Source organism: Vicinamibacterales bacterium (assembly GCA_041659285.1).
Lineage (GTDB): Bacteria > Acidobacteriota > Vicinamibacteria > Vicinamibacterales > UBA2999 > 12-FULL-67-14b.
Genome location: JBAZYO010000012.1, coordinates 1 through 18,376 on the forward strand (window position 1 = coordinate 1; position 18,376 = coordinate 18,376).

At 63.4% G+C, this 18,376-nt stretch carries 16 protein-coding genes; 2 read left to right on the plus strand and 14 right to left on the minus strand.

From position 1 onward, the window contains the following. Nucleotides 1-165: 165 nt before the first annotated feature. From WC815_17825 to WC815_17885, 13 genes are all read right to left on the minus strand, one after another. Entirely contained in the window at nucleotides 166-654 is a 489-nt protein-coding gene (locus WC815_17825) for a hypothetical protein (protein MFA5910642.1), read from the minus strand. A gap of 19 nt (nucleotides 655-673) precedes the next feature. Beyond that, nucleotides 674-1,387: a 23S rRNA (adenine(2030)-N(6))-methyltransferase RlmJ gene (gene rlmJ / locus WC815_17830; protein MFA5910643.1), complete on the minus strand. Its 714-nt coding sequence runs from the start codon at nucleotides 1,385-1,387 to the stop codon at nucleotides 674-676. An 835-nt stretch (nucleotides 1,388-2,222) separates the two neighbouring features. Further along, nucleotides 2,223-3,050, minus strand: a complete 828-nt coding sequence (locus WC815_17835; GenBank protein ID MFA5910644.1) for a class I SAM-dependent methyltransferase — start codon at nucleotides 3,048-3,050, stop codon at nucleotides 2,223-2,225. A gap of 118 nt (nucleotides 3,051-3,168) precedes the next feature. Further along, nucleotides 3,169-3,654, minus strand: a complete 486-nt coding sequence (locus tag WC815_17840) for a hypothetical protein (GenBank protein ID MFA5910645.1) — start codon at nucleotides 3,652-3,654, stop codon at nucleotides 3,169-3,171. A gap of 91 nt (nucleotides 3,655-3,745) precedes the next feature. After that, on the minus strand, nucleotides 3,746-4,483 hold the full coding sequence (locus tag WC815_17845) for a hypothetical protein (GenBank protein ID MFA5910646.1): 738 nt from the start codon (nucleotides 4,481-4,483) through the stop codon (nucleotides 3,746-3,748). 133 nt (nucleotides 4,484-4,616) lie between these two features. Next, the gene (locus WC815_17850) at nucleotides 4,617-4,964 is read right to left on the minus strand and encodes a hypothetical protein (GenBank protein MFA5910647.1); all 348 of its coding nucleotides are present in this window, start codon (nucleotides 4,962-4,964) and stop codon (nucleotides 4,617-4,619) included. A gap of 855 nt (nucleotides 4,965-5,819) precedes the next feature. Next, entirely contained in the window at nucleotides 5,820-6,461 is a 642-nt protein-coding gene (locus tag WC815_17855) for a GIY-YIG nuclease family protein (protein ID MFA5910648.1), read from the minus strand. A gap of 116 nt (nucleotides 6,462-6,577) precedes the next feature. After that, nucleotides 6,578-6,880: a hypothetical protein gene (locus WC815_17860; GenBank protein MFA5910649.1), complete on the minus strand. Its 303-nt coding sequence runs from the start codon at nucleotides 6,878-6,880 to the stop codon at nucleotides 6,578-6,580. Nucleotides 6,881-7,089: 209 nt separating this feature from the next. Continuing rightward, nucleotides 7,090-7,725, minus strand: a complete 636-nt coding sequence (locus tag WC815_17865; protein MFA5910650.1) for a DUF5343 domain-containing protein — start codon at nucleotides 7,723-7,725, stop codon at nucleotides 7,090-7,092. Between the two features lie 633 nt (nucleotides 7,726-8,358). Further along, nucleotides 8,359-8,772: a hypothetical protein gene (locus WC815_17870; protein MFA5910651.1), complete on the minus strand. Its 414-nt coding sequence runs from the start codon at nucleotides 8,770-8,772 to the stop codon at nucleotides 8,359-8,361. Between the two features lie 1,182 nt (nucleotides 8,773-9,954). Then, the gene (locus tag WC815_17875) at nucleotides 9,955-10,965 is read right to left on the minus strand and encodes an integron integrase (GenBank protein MFA5910652.1); all 1,011 of its coding nucleotides are present in this window, start codon (nucleotides 10,963-10,965) and stop codon (nucleotides 9,955-9,957) included. 120 nt (nucleotides 10,966-11,085) lie between these two features. After that, entirely contained in the window at nucleotides 11,086-12,432 is a 1,347-nt protein-coding gene (locus WC815_17880; protein MFA5910653.1) for an APC family permease, read from the minus strand. After that, the gene (locus WC815_17885) at nucleotides 12,432-14,330 is read right to left on the minus strand and encodes an NAD(P)-binding protein (protein MFA5910654.1); all 1,899 of its coding nucleotides are present in this window, start codon (nucleotides 14,328-14,330) and stop codon (nucleotides 12,432-12,434) included. The genes WC815_17880 and WC815_17885 overlap by 1 nt, the downstream gene beginning before the upstream one ends. 68 nt (nucleotides 14,331-14,398) lie before the next feature. Between WC815_17885 and WC815_17890 the strand changes: the two genes are divergently transcribed. Both WC815_17890 and WC815_17895 read left to right on the plus strand, forming a co-directional pair. Beyond that, complete coding sequence (locus WC815_17890; protein ID MFA5910655.1) at nucleotides 14,399-15,574, plus strand: serine hydrolase; 1,176 nt, start codon at nucleotides 14,399-14,401, stop codon at nucleotides 15,572-15,574. Continuing rightward, the gene (locus WC815_17895) at nucleotides 15,571-16,902 is read left to right on the plus strand and encodes an aspartate aminotransferase family protein (protein MFA5910656.1); all 1,332 of its coding nucleotides are present in this window, start codon (nucleotides 15,571-15,573) and stop codon (nucleotides 16,900-16,902) included. Before WC815_17890 ends, WC815_17895 begins: the two co-directional genes overlap by 4 nt. 27 nt (nucleotides 16,903-16,929) lie before the next feature. Here WC815_17895 and WC815_17900 read toward each other — a convergent pair whose 3' ends face one another. Continuing rightward, entirely contained in the window at nucleotides 16,930-18,372 is a 1,443-nt protein-coding gene (locus WC815_17900) for an NAD-dependent succinate-semialdehyde dehydrogenase (GenBank protein ID MFA5910657.1), read from the minus strand. Nucleotides 18,373-18,376: the final 4 nt, after the last annotated feature.

Below are 18,376 nucleotides of genomic sequence, written 5' to 3' on the forward strand. Positions count from 1 at the left end.
GTCTTTAGCGCAGAAGGCAGGTGACTGGCCTTTCAATCGAAGACTGAATATCTAGCTGTCCGGCTAACGCCCTGCCGCTCAGCCGCGAGCGGCGGGTACGTTCACGCGAAGGAGTCTAATCCAACTGCCGCTCGTCGGCTGCAGCGGCTGGTTAGGCAGTGCAACTCAGAGGCAATAGACTTCGAATGCTGTTTTTGGAAGGCGCTGGACCTCACGACGTTGTCGGTACACAGACAAGATGTCTTGAACCAGCTGAAAGAAGCGACGGCCCTCATCGGTCATCGACGGGCTGGAATGGTGGAACGAGACTGTATGAGTCTTTCCACCGAGCCGCACCTGCAGTCGATACTCAGCCGAGGGTGAGGTGACAGTAATCATGCCGTCAACTACTGGGGGACGTATTTCCACTGGCATATCGAAGAACTTAGCGGCCATCACTAGGTCGAAGAGCGTCTGCCGCTCAGAGTGCGACAACTTGACCTTGGCCGATTTGCGGCCGTCAGGAGCAACCCGAGTGTAACGGCTCTGAGTGGTGTCAACCTCTTCGAAGCTACACACTCCAGACAGAAGTTGAAATCCAAAATCTGATGGAGGCTTCGTCGCCTGAAGTGTGCCGAAGGAGACAAGCGCCGCCACGACAAATTGCTGGATCATGAAACCACTCAAGGCCAAGTTATCGCACGCGGAGCTCCCAGCCAAGACAGGCCGGCAAAGGCTCAAGTGTCGAGCGATTCTCCTGCAGAACATCTGCCACGCAATCTGAGACGAGCATGCCGCAGCCCTTCAGATTCTGGCTCGGCTTGGCCCCGCATTTGGCCCACAAGACTTCCCATGTTAAGCACTGAGTGGTTTCGACGATCCAATTCGGAAACGTGTGCCACGAGTACGGATACCACGCCAGGAAGGGAATGTTGTGTTCTCTGAGAAACATGCATGTGCCTGCGAGCAGCTGCCATTCTCGTTCCCGATCCTCAAACGGGGGATCGAGAAACACCAGCGTCGGGGCAGCGGTATTAATGGCTAGGTCAAACCCGTCGGACCTGCGGAAATTCACCTGAACGTTCTCCCCGAGAGGAGAAGACTTCCACTGCTCGTGGGCCTTCGCTACCGCATCCGACGTGTCCGCTAGTTCCACGCCGACGGTCTTGCCGCGCTCGGCAAATCGCTTGGCGACAAGCACCCAACTCGCCGGATACTCCTGTCGCCCTAGCCACGGCGTAACTGCGGCTCGGTATTCCGACTGGCAGGCTGATGACGCGACTACGCGACCGGCGCCTCGTTGCCACTCGCCGCCATCTTCCAGCTTGTGCACCGGTGCACCTGAATGTGATTCAACGTAGAGCACGCTACCGTCGACCTGGATCGCACCGGCAACGGCAAGCAACACAGCGTGCTTCCAAACGTCTCCTTGGTTGCCCGCCTTACGAGAGTGGCTGTATCGCATTCCGTTTGGATCCGAAGATTGCCCGCCTAACGCCTTGCCGCTCAACCGCGAGCGGGCGGTTTCAGCAATCTGTGGTGTCAGAACTCCCCGCCGCTCGTCGGTTGCAGCGGCTTGTTGGGCGGCGTGTTAGGCGACCCGTTTTGCACTGGCCCTTCGCCAATCTTGACGACGTTGACGACGAAGCTAAGCGTCGCTTCGCCGGCGTGTCCGGTAACTTCCCAGCACCCGGGAGTTGGAAAGATCAAACTAGTCGCCTGAAATCCAGGCGCACTCGGACTGTACCCAGCTGGGATGTGAGTTCGCAAAGGCGGTGCAGCTTCATCCAACCGACGTCCTTCGATGATCAACGGACCTTCAACTCCCCGCCACCACGGAAACTTCATTTGAAGCGAACCGTCTCTGAGGACGAATCCCGATCCTCCCGGCCGAAACACAACAGTTCCCTCGGGCCACAGCGCAGTCCATAGACCTTTATTGCCGTGGTGCGTTCGTGAAGGTTTCTCACCCGGCGGCGTCAACCCGTTCGGAACGGTGACTTGACAAACGTTCTGAACCGCTGCAGGGGCTGACTGCGTGGCTGAGGGCCTTGCTTGCGGGGGGAAAGCGAACAGGACAACTGGCAATATCAACGCTGTCGTCCCGATGGCTCGTGATGATGACTTCAGCATGATCTCCTCCTTCCGAGACGATCCACAGCCACGTCCACATGTCGATTGAACAAATCCTACCGTCTTCGTCCGGCCCAACCGTGCCGCTTCAGCCGCGGCGGCCCACCATTTCACTGCCCGCCGTCGGCTGCAAGCGGTTGTTGGGCGGCACTGTGCGCTAGAGATGGCTTTCGAGCCTTGATGATGAACGTGGTCGGCATGACGCTTGCGCGAGGAACAGAATACCAGCGTGCAGGGTCAGCGTTCGTCTCCGTTGCCAGCGATGAATTCAGCGGTGTTTCCACCAGCGCCTCGATCTGCAGGCCCGCTTCGATGATCTGTCCGACGAATGTACCGAGCGTTCGACGTTGGATCACGATCGGCACCCCCTTCCACGACGCGTGTTCGCGAGGACCTTCAGGGAAATAGGGATCCGAGATGGCGTACTGCGCTCCGTTCCACTCCATGCAGCTGTACACCGGGTGCTCTCCGCTCAGAAGGACGTACCCGCCCGGCCGCAAGTAGCGAGCCACAAGCCCCATCGTGGCCGGAAGGTCGACCGTCCAACCCAAGCCATAAATCGAAAACACCAGATCGAAGTGGGCAGGCGGGATCCCTGGATCCACCTCCATTGGCGATTCCACAAGGTGAATCCTTGGCGCGAACGGACGTAGCGTCTCCGTCGCGAACGCGATTTGGACGGGAGAGAGGTCGAGGCCCCAGAGTTCCCGTGCGCCTCGCTCGGCGAGGTACCGAAGTGAGTGCCCGCTCCCGCATCCCAGCTCCAGGGCGCACACCCCGTCCGTCTCGTCCAGCAGTCGAAGTGTGTCCTCGGTCGGGGCCAGAGGCCCGTACTCCGGCAGCGCTGTGGCTCCGTGGAACGATGGCGCAACGTGATTCCAACCGGCTCGATTTGTCGAGAGGACTCGATCCAGTTCTATCGTGCGTGCGTCACTCATTCTCTGTCCGCCCAACGACCGACCTGCCGCTCAGCCGCGAGCGGCCGGCGCGGTCATGCGAAGGAGTCTAAACCATCCGCCGCTCGTCGGCTGCAGCGGCTTGTTAGGCGGCCACACACTAGCAATCATGAGTTGTGACGTGCGCGACGATGTTCGACTCTCCCCACCAAGCGGAATCTGATCGAGATCTTTTCCAGCCCGGCTTGAGGCGCACGACAAACCCGCCCACCCTGGCTCGCGATGGGATCCCGAGACTCTCGACCAAATCATCGGATAACGACCAGGTGACATTGTGGCGGTCGTCACCTTCGATCTTCGCAATCCAACCGCTCTGTGCAGAAGCGCCGACGACACTCGGACCACAAAACCCGATTGAAAGGCTTCGCAGGCGGCCGACTTTAGCGTTAGCCAAGTTACTGACCGAGACCCGCATGATGCGCTCGGAGCCTGCCTGGACGCATGACGCGTAAATCCGAGCCCCTTCGATAGAGGAAATGAGCACTTCGTCTTGGCAGTCGCGATCCGAAAGGTCGAATGCTGGCTCCTGCCCTGAGGGCATCGATGACAAATGGAGGACGAGCACCAAAAGTGTGAAGTAGCGCATCTGGTTTGTCCGCCTAACGCCTACGAATGAGCCGCGCGCGAACCGGAGCCAGCGCGCGACGGCTCCATTCGTTTGTTAGGCTCCGCGCGGTTCATTCGAGTTGTCCCGATGCGTATCGAACGGCCGCGGTGGCGCAATCGTATACCCACACTCGCCGAAAAGGGGACGACGATTGTTCTGCTAAGAAAGCCCTCAAGTCAGGTAGCCACATCGCCTCGTGGCCCTCGGGTTGGAGCTCGTAATAAGCCAAGAGCTGTATCTGGTGCTGGGTTGTGTACGACTTGGCCCATTTATCCCGCACCGCGTCGACTGCGGGATTGGACAGAGATCCGACCGCGTCGACATCGAAACACGGACCCGACAAATTGAGTCTGGCGATTCGCACGGACGATACCGCTGGCGGGAACGACTGCCCGGCGACCTTCCGACATTCGCCTTCGAAGGCGCGGTCGAGGTCGCCAAGCCAATGGAGTACGAGATCGATTGAGTTCTGTTTGGCCTTCAGAGTCGCGCCCGGTTCAAAGACGACGTGAACGAGGGCGTCCCCAACTCTTTCCTCGATCCGTGCCCTTCGATCCGGCGGTAGAGCCAAGAATGAGTGCTCGAATCGAGACTTCAGCTTGAGTTGGCTCCAGACGCGCCCGGCGAACTCTTCGTCGATGATCTCCACCATCTCGAATGCGACAGGCTCGGCACCTTCGGCGTGATAGAGAATGTCCGGCTCTGGAGGGCCGCGCTTTTCCCAATGCGCTGCTTCGATCGCCATGCCCGCGGTCTTCGCGAAGGCCTGAAAGATCGCGAGTTCCCTCTTGGCTTGTCGATCTGGCATTGAACTGTCGTCCAGGAGCCTAACGACCTGCCGCTCAGCCGCGAGCGGCGGTCGCGGTCATGCGAAGGAGTCTAAGCCATCGGCCGCTCGTCGGCTGCAGCGGCTGGTTAGCCGGCCCGAAGGGCGTGATGGGCTATTTGGCGTGCCAATACAACCGCTTAAGCAGCAAAGACGCGATGCCCGCCAGCACGACTGCACTCACGACGATGAGGATCGTTATCTTGAACCTGGGCAGATCCCAAGCAACCGGGATCACGAGTTGACTCATACCCACTGTCAAGACCGCTGCAAGTGCGACGGTCTCGACCATCAATCGCCCGAATGTAGGGACCTCTCGTCCCCGCCGCACCAAGAAGGCCGCCATCAAAGCACCGACGAACAGCCCGAATGGAACACTGGCGGCAACGGCCCACGTCGACTCGCCTTCGAGTTCTGGAACGAGAGCAACGACTATCTTGGCAGTTGCGACGGCTGCAACCAATCCAAGCGAAGTGCCCGCGGCGACGGTCTTTAGCGCAGAAGGCAGGTGACTGGCCTTTCAATCGAAGACTGAATATCTAGCTGTCCGGCTAACGACCTGCCGCTCAGCCGCGAGCGGCGGGGTTCATTACTCTAGTGTGTCAGAACTCACTGCCGCTCGTCGGCTGCAGCGGCTGGTTAGCCTGCCGGAGCCTTAGCAGCCACTCACTGACTATGCCAATCATGAGCACTATGATGGCGAACGCGCAATCGATCGCGAAGGCAGCGAGTGACGCTGATATCTGCTCGATCGTACCGATTCGCTCACTGTTGGCCACCTCGTACGCTGACCAGGCGAAACGCAGCGCCACCAAGCCTACGCCAACTGTTAGCACGACACGGAGTCTAGACGGGACCCGCCAAATCCGAGTAGTGAGCCACACCAACGCCGACGCTGCAAGAACGGGCAGGACCATGTACAGGACGGCGAGCACGCGGTGAACCACAAGGGCCTCGGTCCAGTACGCGACTGGTGCCACGGCCAGTGTTGCCGCAAGCGAATAACTCACTGCCGCAATGCCGTATCCCGCCCCTCGCAGGCTATGCTGTCGGTGAACCGTCGCCAACAGAATCGCGATTACACACAGCGGTATACCGGCCGCCAGAACTAACGGCCAAGGTCTGGCCTCAGAACCTCTAGGCACCACAAACGGAAGCAGCGCGCATACAGGAGCAACTGCAAGATAGATCCATTCCGCATTCCACGCTGTTGGTTTCGACATCTGTCAGGCTAACGCGCCAAATGAGCCGCGCGCCGCAGCCCCATGATCGCACGGACGGTCAGGCGCGTCGGCTCCATTTGGATGTTAGGCAGGCGTCATTTTACGGATTTCTGCAAGAGCAAGAGAACAGCATCGCGCTTCCCGGCTTCTCGGATGTACCGGCGAATCGCGTTCTTCTTGAAAAGAACACTAACGCGTGGTTGGGTGATTCCAAGCGTTCGGGCAAGTCTCGCCTGACTGACCCTGCGAAGCTTCTTTGTGGTGATGCGCTTGGCCAACGTGCCTTCGCGGGGCTCGCGATCCGGATAAACAACTTCGTCGATCTCCTGAATGGCGTCCTGTCGCAAGTATCGCTTCAGGCTCTTCCGAAGGTCCTGTCCAATTTTTGGCTTCTGTTTGTTTCCGGGTGGACGCGCTGCTGCGACAACGAGCCCTTCAAGTTGGGCGACGTTCGCAGCTTTGGCGACTAGAAAGAGAGTCATGAGTTCCCAGCTTTCTCCATGACGATCTTTGAGATGCTGGTTCAACCGAGTGGCCAAGTCCGACGCTTTTCCCGAGTAGTACAGCCGCCCTTTCTTGTCGTAGAGGGCGTAGATCCCGTGCGTGACCGCATTGCTTTCGAGAAAGGCAAGGAAGGCAGGACGCTTCTCACCCTCAAGGAGGGCCCGCCGAATGCCGCCCAAATGCCCGGAGATGAGCGAGCCCGCCGACCGTCTGGGTCTTCGTTTCTTCGACATAAGGTCGTTCCGAATTCGAACCGGTGAAACTCCGTCTGGCTAACGCTACGTTTCAGCCGCGGCGGCGGCCTACGATCGGAGCAGCCGCCGACGGCTGCAAACGTTTGTTAGCCAGCTCATTTCAACGCCGCCAAGTAGATCAGCTCCTGCACAACGAAGCGAATATCTCCAGCCAGAGGCGCGATATCACCACGCTGAGCGTTGTACCTTCTACTGTGCGCGGACTTGTCGCCGATATCTTTGAGCTTGGGCATCGCTTGCTTGCAGTTACGGCTCAGGTTCCAGGCGTCCTCCCGGAGGCACGCGTCGATTAGGTCCTTCAGGTATAGGAAATCACCGCTGGCGTTTTGGATCTTGGCGGCGATCCCGTGATGTTCGAACGATTCGATTATCAAGGTTTCCAGCAAACGCCGAATCATTACAGCCGACGAATCGTACCAACCGTTTTCGTAACAACCATTGATCTGGTTCGTGACCCTCTCGATATAGCCTCGCGTCCCTCGCACAATCGAAAATGGCAGAACGAGCTGCTTCTCAGAGCGTCGCCCGTCTTCGGGAGGACCTAGCTGGAGGTCTACGGCCGTCTGAATCGCCCTGGCAGCGTTAAACGCGTTTCGACCAACTGTGCTCATTCACGGTCCCGCCCACCATAGAGATGCTTCGCCATGCTTGCAAAGATCTGATCGATCTGATCAGCCGATGACTCGGGCGCAATGTGAACTTGAATGTCGATGTGAACGGACGGACCGCCTGAGTGCGAGCCGCGAGCTCCCGTGGCACCTGCTGCTGGAGCCGATATGGGCACGTGAAGCGGCTCAGAGGCCAGGTGCAGGTCTGTCTGTGCCGATACCGGGGTGAATTCCGCGAGTTCCGCCAGGCTCTTGAAGGTGCTGACCAGCTTGGAAATTACCTGTCGTCCACCTGTGGAGCTTGTGCTGAAGACGTGCTCAAGGTCAGTCTGACTTCGTTGTGGTGCGTTTGGATAGACCGCAAACAGTTCGGCGTAGCCGTCGCGGATGGCGTCGCCGAGCACTCTCTTGGAATTGGCTCCGCGAAAACTCGACCATTTCGGTGTCGGCACTCCGGTTGCGTCAACGAAACCGATCGTCTTCAGCACACCGAGCATGGATGCGTCGTTGCTGGACGTGAAGCCGATGGACTTCAGCCACTGCACGGTCGCCTTCGACGGCACTCCAACCTCCCGCAGCTTCGCGAACAGCTGTTTCAGCTTGCCTGGTACCGTCGTATAGGTGAAATCGGCCATTCACGTATTCTCCACTTTTCTTGTTGCGTTAGACGGGGATCTTGCAAGGTCGTGCAAGCTTGCGCCGGTCCCCAAAATCCCGGTGCGCTTCGCGCCACGGCTCACCTGATTTGGGCAGTTGTCAGGAAAAATGGCTCCACTCGGGAACCGCTAAGGTAGCCACCGGTCGCGTAACCTCGAACGGCGACTCGCTGTCCCGGTTGCAACGATTCAAGTATGGTGTCCTGCTCGGGAGTGTCAAAGATCGCAATTACGGTCGAAGGGAACAGGGGATCTCCAAGCTGCTTGCCCAACCAGGAACGATCGTCTGCGTTCCCCAGCTTGCCGTACAGGAAGATGACAGGCCCACTAATTGGCGGTGAGTGCTCGACGTGTCGAATCTGTTGGCGGCTGACATTCTCGACTTCGAGACCAAGATCTACCAACGGCCCTTGTAGCAACTCTTGCCGAATAGCCTCGTTGACCAAAGCCGTCCTGCCAGCCATCTTGGCTTCGCAATTGGCCCTGTGTTGCCGAATTGTTTCGCGAAGTTGTTGCCCTGTCATTGCTGCGGAACTCGTTTCGTCTGGCTAACGCCAGCGTTCACCGGCGGCGGCTCATCATGGCACCGGCCGCCGTCCGGTGCAACGCGTGTTAGACGTCACTGTCGTCCAGTCGCGACCAGTCCTTCTTCCATTCCTCAAGGGCGACGTCCGTGCTCGCCTCCCAGTTCAGCGTGAGAGACGTAACAAGGTCAACGACCATGCCTTCGAGATCTGTCAGTACTGAACCCACAACCATTGGGCCTACTATCGTTCCGCCGAGCCCCTGCCCCGCGGTCTCAATGTGGTACCTGTGCCAACGGAAGCGAGACGCGATCAATTCGGAGAAGTAGTCGCGAGGGTTCTCTGCGTCGAAATGTCCGGGTGGATAGAAGGTCGCGAGCGATACGAGAACATCTTCAAGCACCTCGACAACCGAATAGCCAGCCTGCAACATCTCTGCGGTCACGCCGGTGTCGAAGCCCCTCTGGGCAATCTGGTAGGCGCGTCGTCGAAGGGCCGGCAATGTTGAAAACATAGTCTTGCAGCGACAGTGCCGGCGTGACCGTCGGCCGTGATGTGCGGCCCCCTGACACGGTACCTCCCATGACTGAAACGGCGAGAGCGTCTGCCTCATCCCGGCGACGTCGAACGCGTTCAAGCCAATCCGATCGATAGTGGAGAACCTGGGCGGCGTCCAACTTCCTACCGAACCCACCAGTGACCTGCGTGTCGTTGTGGCACAGCAGGCACATGATCGCGAGGTTGGCGGGGTCGTTGTTCGATGGGTCCTCGTCTATGTGATGTATCTGAGTCGGTCGGCCTCTATCGCGACAGACGCAACAGGTCCGATCAGCGGCGAACATCACATCCGCTGCGATCTGTCGCGGTATCGGGATCCGATCCTTTTTGGTCAGGCTCGACCTCTCTTTGTGACGTCTAACGTTGCCGCTTCAGCCGCGGCGCGCGCCAATGATCACACCGCGCGCCGCCGGCTGCAAGCGGGGGTTAGCCCGCTCGTGGGAGTAATGCCGCCACCAAGAAGGACGCGAGAATGACGTCCCTTGCGCTGCCGAGCCCTGCAGCGCCTCAAAGACAGTTCCCGTAACGGCCGCAGGCAATTCCGAACGCCAGGAAGAACCCCATGGCACCAGCAACCACACAGTAGGCGATGATTGCGCTCGTGCGTGACCATAGACGAAACCTACATGCTCGCAGGTTCAGCGCCCCAAGGGCCACGCCGACCAGTAGGCTCCAACCCGAGAGCGAGCCACCTGACATAGCAAACTCGAATCGCAGCAGAATGTAGGGCAATAGAATGCTCCCGGCCGCGAATCGCGCTAAGCGTCCGGGCGTGACACCGGGTGGACGCCCGGCCTGCGGGTACCTGCCGTCAACAAAGTTATAGCCGCAGTCGCACCGAGGGGCATCTGGCACGTTGAAGATCCCGCAATTGGGACACCGCTGTGCGGACGTAGTCATCGTGTCTAGTCGGGCTAACAAGAAGTCGGCTCAACCGCCTACTTCGTTATTCAAACGATAGGCGCAGTGTAGCCCCCGGGTTCATGCCGGTCAACGGCACTGGAACACGGCACTGGAACTTCATGAACCTGAGCTACTCTGCCAATGCGATCACCTCGCTGAAGACGGGGATAGGCCGATCAGCATAGTTCGATATTCCCGCGGCTCGCGGTCGGCATAGCCCAGCTCACCGCCGCCACGGTCCCTGCGCCAGTTGGTCAAAGGGGCTCCGCACGCCACGCCCACCCTGATTGAGCACGTGCGTGTAGATCATGGTCGTACTGACATCGCGATGGCCCAACAACTCCTGAATCGTTCGGATGTCATACCCAGACTCCAGGAGATGGGTGGCAAATGAATGGCGCAGGGAGTGACACGTGGCCGGTCGAGGAATACCGGCCGTCCGCACGGCGTCCTTCACCGCGCGCTGCAGCACCGATTCGTGCAGGTGATGCCGCCGCCGCTCGCCCGTCCCCGCATCCTGGTAGAACCGGGTCGCAGGAAACACCCACTGCCACGCCCACTCGAACGGCGCCGACGGATACTTCGCCCGGAGATTGCCCGGCAGGGCCACCGCGCCCAGGCCGCCAGCCAGGTCTGCCTCGTGCTGCCCCTTGACCCACGTCAAATGATCCCGAAGCGGAGAGTGCAGGGCCGCTGGCAACATCGTCACCCGATCCTTGCCACCCTTACCGTCCCGCACCATCAACTCGCCACGGTCGAAGTTGATGTCCTTGACCCGCAGCTCCGCGCATTCGAGCAGCCGTAACCCCGATCCGTACAACAACGCGGCCATCAGCCACACCACGCCACGGATCTGGGCGAGCAACAGGCCAACCTCGTCACGCGACAACACCACCGGAAGACGAACCGGCCGCTGCGCTCGCACAAGCGTCTCCATTCGGGGTAGCCGCTGGCTCAGGACGGCCTCGTAGAGAAACAGGATCGCGCTCAGCGCCTGATTCTGCGTCGAGGCACTCGCGCCCTTGACGGCCAGGTCCGAGAGAAATGCGGTCACCTCAGCCACGCCCAGTTCACGAGGATGACGCTTGCCATGAAACACGATGTAGCGGCGGGCCCACGCCACATAGGCCTCCGCGGTCCGCGGACTGTAGTGGCGCAGGTGAATGGCTGTCCTGATCTGATCGAACAGCTTGGGAGGCGGTGCGGGCGGCGGGGAAGTTCGTTCGGTCGGCATGGGCCGTACAACTGCTAACGGCATGCCGCCTGAATCAGGCGCGAATCCGCACTGCGTCCGGTCAGATGTCGCAGAAACTGCGATGCTGCGCGACCGAGGGTGTCGCAGAAACGGCGAGGCTCAGGAACGCAGCCGTCCGCGCGATCGCCAGTACAGCCACAGCCCAATCGTAATCGGGCCGCCCACTCCCGCCATCATCTTCAGCTCGAACACTGCCACGCTCGTCACGTCGCCGGTCGGCACGAACGCCGTGACCATGCCGGCGCTGGTGACCAGCGCGCCGACCGCCCCGGCCACGCGCTCGAACGGGCGGGCGGTGTCGAGCGTCAGCAGAACCAGGAAGGTATACACGAACGGCACCAGGTTGATGACCACCGAGGCCCGCAGCAGCACCTGGTAGGCCTCGGCGACGCTCGACCCGGTCAGCGACAACGCGGTGAGCCCGGCCGACAGCAGCGCGCAGGTGATCAACGCAACGTGCGGTGATCCCCAGCGTGGATGCACGCGGCCGAGTGCCGCCGGCAAGGCGCTGTCGAGTCCGGCCACGAACGGGATGCGCGCGGGACCCGCGAACCACGCCGACGTCGCGCCGCCAATCGACAGCGCCATCACGATGGCAATCGGCGCGACCAGCCATTCCGCGCCGGCCGCGTCGGCGCCGCGGGCCACCGCCTGCATCACGCCCTGGATCGAGCCGAGCTCTCCCGACGGCACCAGCGCCAGCAACGCGTCGGTGACCAGCAGGTACGACACGATGGCGATGGTCCCGACGATCACGATGGCGCGCGGAATGTCGCGCTCCGGATGCCGGATCTCATCCGACATGGTCGACGCCAGCTCGATGCCGATGAAGGCAAAGCACATCACGCCCAGCCCGCTCGCCATCTCGAGCACCGAGCCCTCGACGGCGGCCGGCGTCGCGGCCACGCCCTGCCACCGCGCCACCGTGGCCGCCACCACCAGCAGCACCACCGTGACGCCGCTGCCGACGCCGCCGATGTTGTTGATCCACTTGCCGACGCCCATCCCCCGCACATTCGCGGCGGTGATGACCGCCAGCCACCCGAACGCGACCGTCGCCACGAACCACTTGTTGTCGACCAGTCCGGCGCTGCCCGCACCGCCGGCGAAGGCGACCACGCCTGCCAGGTAGACCAGCAGGACGGGCACGTAGAAGAGGTTGTTGGTCCAGTAACACCAGCCGGAGACGAACCCGTGAATGTCGCCGAAGTGGCGGCGGGCCCAGAGATACACGCCGCCTTCTCCCGGATAGCGGCGCGACAGCACGGTCACGGCAATCGCTTCGGGGATGAAGAACGCCGCAAAGGCCACCACCCACAACAGCAGCGTCGCCCGTCCAAAGCCCGCCACCGGCGGCACCGTGTTGACGTTGACGATCGCGACGGTGCCGAGCAGCACGAGGTCCGTCAGCCCCAGCGTGCGCGGGATCCGCGGCGACTCCGGCACTAGGCGAGCAGTTCCCGCACCGCCCGGTGCGCATGGTCGATGGCGGCGTCGGTATAGGAGTAGGCGCCGGCATCGGCGTTGGCGATGGCGATGCGCCCGTGCGGCCGGCGCGCGACCACGCAGGGCTGCTCGCCGCCGTTCACCCAGAAGTCGTCGGCCAGCGAGTTGTACTGGTAGGCGTAGCCGTGCGGCCAGCGGTTCACGGTGATGCCGAGGATGTCGGCCGCCGGGTCGAATCCGCCACCACCGAGCGACCGGCCCAGCTGATCGCGAATGCTGCGTTCGATGGTCGGGAACGAGGTCGACAGCAACTCCACGCGGCCGGCGCGGTGCTGGTCGCGCACCGGCAAGCCCGGCCGGCACGCCGACTTCGACAGGTGCAGCACAACGGGCTCGGCGGGATTAGTCTGATGCTTGTAGCCCCCGAGGCTGACCGGGAAATCCAGGCCGACCGAGGTGTGCCACATCCCGGGCGTCGAGATGCGCTGCACGCCGAGCTTCTGAAACGCGGTCCAGTTCCGGATGAACACGTTGGTATAAACGAGCGGCACCTTGATCGCGTAATCGAGCGCCGCCTTCTGCGCGGCCGGCAGTTCGGGGCACAACGACGGGATCACGGAGTGCCAGCACGCCAGCACCACCGCGCCCGACGTGACCGTCTTGAGGGCACCACCCTGCAGGTAGGCGACCTCGACCCGCTGGCCGCGACCCGCCGCGCCCAGGTGACGCACGCGCATCGCGGGACTGCTCAGGCGAATTCTCACCGGCGACCCGGCGGCATCCAGCTTCGAATAGTCCGCCCTCGCCGTCACCACGTCGTCTGCCGTCGATCCGGGGATCGCGTTGGGCACGAGCCGGCGCGCGAGCAGCCGCGCGACGGTGGCGTTGCCGTCGGGGAAGTGGAAATAGTAGTTCGCCGCTTCCTCGCTCCGGATCGAGTCGTAGTTCTGGCCGGGCCCCGGCCGATCGTCGAGCCCCATGCCGTCGAAGCCCGGAAGGCCCAGGCCGAACGCGTCCTGCGCCGGCACGGCGTCAACGCCAACGCCGAAGAGCCCGTGAGTGCGCGTCTGGTAGAGCCGGGCGACGCCGGCATCGAGCTTCCACAGCCTGGTGAGGAAGTCGGTGTAACTCATCCGCGCCAGACGCGCCTTCTTCTCTGCCGAGCTGAGGCCCGGCATCGGATCGAAGCGCTCGGTGAGCAACCGCTTGAGATCGCGGCGCACGCTGTCGCTGAGCGGCGCGGCCGCCTGGAATGCATCCTCACGCAGGTCGCCGGTGACGAGGCGATCGGCGCCGTAGGTTTCCTTGTCGAAGAAGACCGCCGGCCGCAGACCCAACGACTTATAGAGGCCCGAGTCGAGCACCTTGTCGTAGCGTGCCATGTCGATGCCCAGCTCGGTGATGAGCGCCTTGGACACGGCACTGTACGGCGCCGGGCTGTCGATCGACTGCGTGCCGCCGTAGCCGATGTAGGTGCGGCCGTTATGCGTGAACTCATTGCGCTTGGCGTGGCCGCCGAAGTCGTCGTGATTGTCGAGCAGCAGGACGCGGGCGTCCGGCCGGGCCGTCCGGAAGTAGTGCGCCGCCGCCAGGCCGCTGATGCCCGCGCCGACCACCACGAGGTCGTACTCCTCGCCGGTGGCTTGTGGTGTTGGCGCCGACTTCCAGTAGGCGCCGTCTTTCATCGAATGGAAGGCCTCGAACGAGCCGGCGTGCGACCCGCGCAGGCCGGTCAACGCCGGCGGATAGGCGCCGGCCGGCCCTTGGGCAAGCAGGGTCTCGAAATCCAGGGACATCGATCCGGCCATCGCGCCGCCGACGCCGACCGCCACGCCGTTCAGGAAGTCACGGCGGGTGATCGAAGAGCCCATCCCCAGCTGCCGGTCGTCATTGGTCATGGTGAGCCGCATTGTAGCCGCGTTCATGGTACCGTTCCCCGGTCCGGCGGAGGCGCGGGAGTGCTGACATGTTGAAGTGGATTATCGTGGCGAACATCGTGGTTGGTTTGGCCGGGTGCGCGGGGACGCCAGAGACGCCGCCGGGTGCGCCCTGGCCGACGCAGGCATGGGCGACCTCCTCGCCCGAGGCCGAGGGCCTTGATGGCGCCGCGCTCGCCGCGCTCGACGCCGAATTCGCCTCCAGCGCTCGCGGTCAGATCACCGGCATGCTCGTCGTGCGCAACGGCAAGGTGGTGTTCGACAAATCGTACCGTCACGACTTCGATGGCCTGTTTGCGGGCCGCGATCCGGTGCGCGGTCCGTATAACTACTACGATCCGGACTGGTACCCGCTCTATCAGCACGGCCACCTGCACACGATGCAGTCGGTCAGCAAGAGCGTAACCTCCGCGCTGATTGGGATTGCCATCGGCCGCGGCGAGCTGCCCGGCGTCGACGCGAAGATGATGCCGTACTTCGCCGGCGATTTCCGCGGCACCGGCACCGACCCGCGCCGCAGCGAGCTCACGCTCAAGCACTTGCTCACCATGACGTCCGGCATCAAGTGGGACGAGAGCACCGTGGCCTATACCGACCCGGCCAACAGCTGCGCCGGCATGGAGAAGAGCGACGACTGGATCCAGTTCGTGCTCGATCAGCCCATGGCCGGCGCGCCCGGAGCGTCGTTCGTCTACAGCAGCGGCGCCACCGAGCTGTTGTCGCAGCTGCTCAAGAAGGTCACCGGCAAGCAGGCCGACGAGTACGCGGCCGAGCACCTCTTCACGCCACTCGGCATCACCGACACCTACTGGAAGCGGACGCCCAAGGGGTTGTCCGATACCGAGGGCGGGCTCTACCTGACCGCGCGCGACCTCGCCAAGATCGGTTATCTCTACCTGAACGACGGCGTGTGGGACGGCCGCCGCCTGCTGCCCGAGGGATGGGTCAAGGCCTCAACGACGCCGCTGGTCGACACGCGGCCGGGCCAGGCCCGGTCGCGCAAGTACGGCTATCAGTGGTGGGTGCTCCCGTACGGGGGCGGCTCGCAGTACGCCTACGCCGCGCTCGGCTACGGCGGCCAGCGCTTGATCGTCGTGCCGGAGCACCAGCTGATCGCCGTCTTCACGGGATGGAACATCTACGAGCACGCGGAGTTCGCGCCCTACGACGCACTCGACCGCGTCCTGGCAACCGTCAAGCCGTGACACACATCCTCCATCGCCACCTTCGTGTCACGCCGCCGGTGGCCGTCACCGGACAGGGCGTCTACCTTACGGATGCGTCCGGCCGGCAGTACCTCGATGCTTGCGGCGGCGCCGCCGTGTCGTGTCTCGGCCACGGCCATCCCGCGGTGTCGGCGGCCATGCACGCGCAGATCGATCGCCTGGCCTACGCGCATACCAGCTTCTTCACCTCGGAGCCGGCGGAGGCGCTCGCCGATCAGTTGGCCCGTACCGCACCGGCCGGGATGGATCACGTGTACTTCGTGAGCGGCGGCTCCGAGGCGGTCGAGGCGGCGCTCAAGATGGCCCGCCAGTACTTCGTCGAGATTGGCCAGCCTCAGCGCAGCGTCTTCGTCGCCCGCCGCCAGAGCTATCACGGCAACACGCTCGGCGCGCTGGCGGTTGGCGGCAACGAGGCGCGGCGCCGGCAGTTCGCGCCTCTGCTGATCGACGTCAAGCACGTCGCCCCGTGTTACGCCTACCGCGACCAGCGTGCCGGCGAAGCGCCGGAGGCGTACGGCGCGCGGCTCGCCGCCGAGCTCGACGAGACGATCTCGGCATGTGGCGGCCAGCGGGTCATCGCCTTCGTCGCCGAGACGGTGGGCGGCGCGACCGGCGGCGCGGTGATGCCGGTGCCGGGCTACTTCGAGGCGATCCGCGAGGTGTGCGACCGTCATGGCGTCCTGCTGATCCTCGATGAGGTGATGTGCGGCATGGGCCGCACGGGCACGCTGCACGCGTGCGAGCAGGAGGGCGTCGTCCCCGATTTGATGACGATCGCGAAGGGTCTCGGCGGCGGCTACCAGCCGATCGGCGCCGTGCTGACCCACAAGAGAATCGTCGACGCCATGTCGGCCGGCAGCGGCTTCTTCCAGCACGGCCACACCTACCTCGGCCACCCGGTCGCCTGCGCGGCGGCGCTCGCCGTGCAGCAGGTGATCGAGCGCGACGGGTTGCTCGCCAACGTTCGCGCCCGCGGCCAGTCGTTCGCGGCGCGCCTGGCCAGCCGCTTCGCCGATCATCCGTTCGTGGGAGACATCCGGGGCCGCGGTCTGTTTTACGCGGTCGAACTGGTTCGCGACCGCGGCACCAAGGCGCCCTTCGACCCGGCCGCCAGGCTGCACGCGCAGGTCAAACGCGAATGCATGGCCCGGGGGTTGATGACCTATCCGATGGGCGGCACCATCGACGGCCACGCCGGAGACCACGTCCTGCTCGCGCCGCCGTTCATCGTCGAGGAAGCCCACCTCGAGATCATCGTTGAACGGCTGCACCAGGCCATCGACGCCGCGATCGCGTCAGTCGGTTGAGTCCGGCCCAGGCCGGACTCCACATCGTCAGCTCAGGCCGCCGACCGCCACGAGCTTGGTTTCGAGATATTCCGACAGCCCCTCGCTGCCGCTCTCGTGTCCGAGTCCGCTCTGCTTCCAGCCGCCGAACGGCGCCTCGGTCGCGTGCGGCGCCCATTCGTTGATGCCGACCATGCCGAACTCCAGGGCCTCCGATATCTTCACCGACGCGCGGAGGTCGTTGGTCCAGACGTAGGCGGCCAGGCCGTACGGCGTCCGATTCGCCAGCGCAATGGCTTCGTCCACCTCGTCGAACGGCACGATGGGCATCACCGGCCCGAAGATCTCCTCGCGGAACACCGGCAGGTCCGGCGCCACACCGGACAGCACGGTCGGCTCGAAAAAATATCCGTGCGACAGCGCGGCGGGGACGCGGCCCCCTGAACGAACCTCGGCACCCTGGCCGGCCGCACCGGCAACCAGCGCGGCCACCCGGTCGCGCTGCCGGGCATTGATCAGCGGCCCCACCTGCACGGCCGCATCGAGCCCGCTGCCAAGGCGCAACCCGGCGGCCCGGCGCGCGACGCCGGCGGCAAACGCGTCGGCGACGCTCCGATGCACGAGGAACCGCTGCGGCGCCACGCACACCTGGCCGTTGTTGCGGAACTTGCTGGTAACCGCGCCGGCGGCGACCTGCTCGAGATCGACGTCGGGCAGCACGATCACGGGCGCGTTGCCGCCGAGCTCGAGCGACAGGCGCGTCACCGTTCGCGACGCGCCGTCCATCAGGATCTTGCCGACGCGCACGCTCCCGGTGAAGCTGATCTTGCGGCACGCCGGATGGTCCAGCATCTCCTGCCCCATCGCCTCGGGATCGCCGTTGACGAGATTGAGCACGCCGGCCGGCAGTCCGGCCTCGACCAGCACCTGCGTCATCGCCATCGCGGTCAGCGGCGTGAACTCCGACGGGCGGGCAACCACGGTGCAGCCGGCGGCCAGCGCCGCCGCCCAGGCCCGCGCCGGGTTGTAGGCGGGGAAATTCCAGGCCGTGATCACGCCGACCACGCCAAGCGGCTGCCGCAACACGGTCATCCGCTTGGTGGCGACCCGCGACGGAATCGTCCGCCCGTAGGCGCGCTTCCCTTCTTCGGCGAACCAGTCGAAGAGATCCGCACCGACCAGCCACTCCCCGCGAGCCTGCGCCAACGGCTTTCCGCATTCGAGCACCATCGCATGCGCGGCCTGGTCGGCCACCTCACGCATGCGCGCCGCCGCGCGCTGCAGGATGGCGCCGCGCTCGTACGCCGTGCGGCGGGCCCACTCCGGGAAGGCCCGCGCCGCCGCCTCGATGGCGGCGTGACAGTCGTCACGTCCGCCGAACGGAACCGAACAGATCGCCTCTTCGGTGGCGGGATTGATCACGTCCCAGGTGCCGCCACCGGCCGCACCGGTCCAGGCGCCGTCGATGTGTTGCTGATAGGTGAATGTCATGGTC

What these genes read in the sequence shown, in the direction of transcription:
- WC815_17825 (MFA5910642.1), bottom strand. Translation starts at nt 654, where the DNA reads ATGATCCAGCAATTTGTCGTGGCGGCGCTTGTCTCCTTCGGCACACTT.
- WC815_17835 (MFA5910644.1), bottom strand. Translation starts at nt 3,050, where the DNA reads ATGAGTGACGCACGCACGATAGAACTGGATCGAGTCCTCTCGACAAAT.
- WC815_17840 (MFA5910645.1), bottom strand. Translation starts at nt 3,654, where the DNA reads ATGCGCTACTTCACACTTTTGGTGCTCGTCCTCCATTTGTCATCGATG.
- WC815_17845 (MFA5910646.1), bottom strand. Translation starts at nt 4,483, where the DNA reads ATGCCAGATCGACAAGCCAAGAGGGAACTCGCGATCTTTCAGGCCTTC.
- WC815_17855 (MFA5910648.1), bottom strand. Translation starts at nt 6,461, where the DNA reads ATGTCGAAGAAACGAAGACCCAGACGGTCGGCGGGCTCGCTCATCTCC.
- WC815_17860 (MFA5910649.1), bottom strand. Translation starts at nt 6,880, where the DNA reads ATGATTCGGCGTTTGCTGGAAACCTTGATAATCGAATCGTTCGAACAT.
- WC815_17865 (MFA5910650.1), bottom strand. Translation starts at nt 7,725, where the DNA reads ATGGCCGATTTCACCTATACGACGGTACCAGGCAAGCTGAAACAGCTG.
- WC815_17875 (MFA5910652.1), bottom strand. Translation starts at nt 10,965, where the DNA reads ATGCCGACCGAACGAACTTCCCCGCCGCCCGCACCGCCTCCCAAGCTG.
- WC815_17885 (MFA5910654.1), bottom strand. Translation starts at nt 14,330, where the DNA reads ATGACCAATGACGACCGGCAGCTGGGGATGGGCTCTTCGATCACCCGC.
- WC815_17890 (MFA5910655.1), top strand. Translation starts at nt 14,399, where the DNA reads ATGTTGAAGTGGATTATCGTGGCGAACATCGTGGTTGGTTTGGCCGGG.
- WC815_17900 (MFA5910657.1), bottom strand. Translation starts at nt 18,372, where the DNA reads ATGACATTCACCTATCAGCAACACATCGACGGCGCCTGGACCGGTGCG.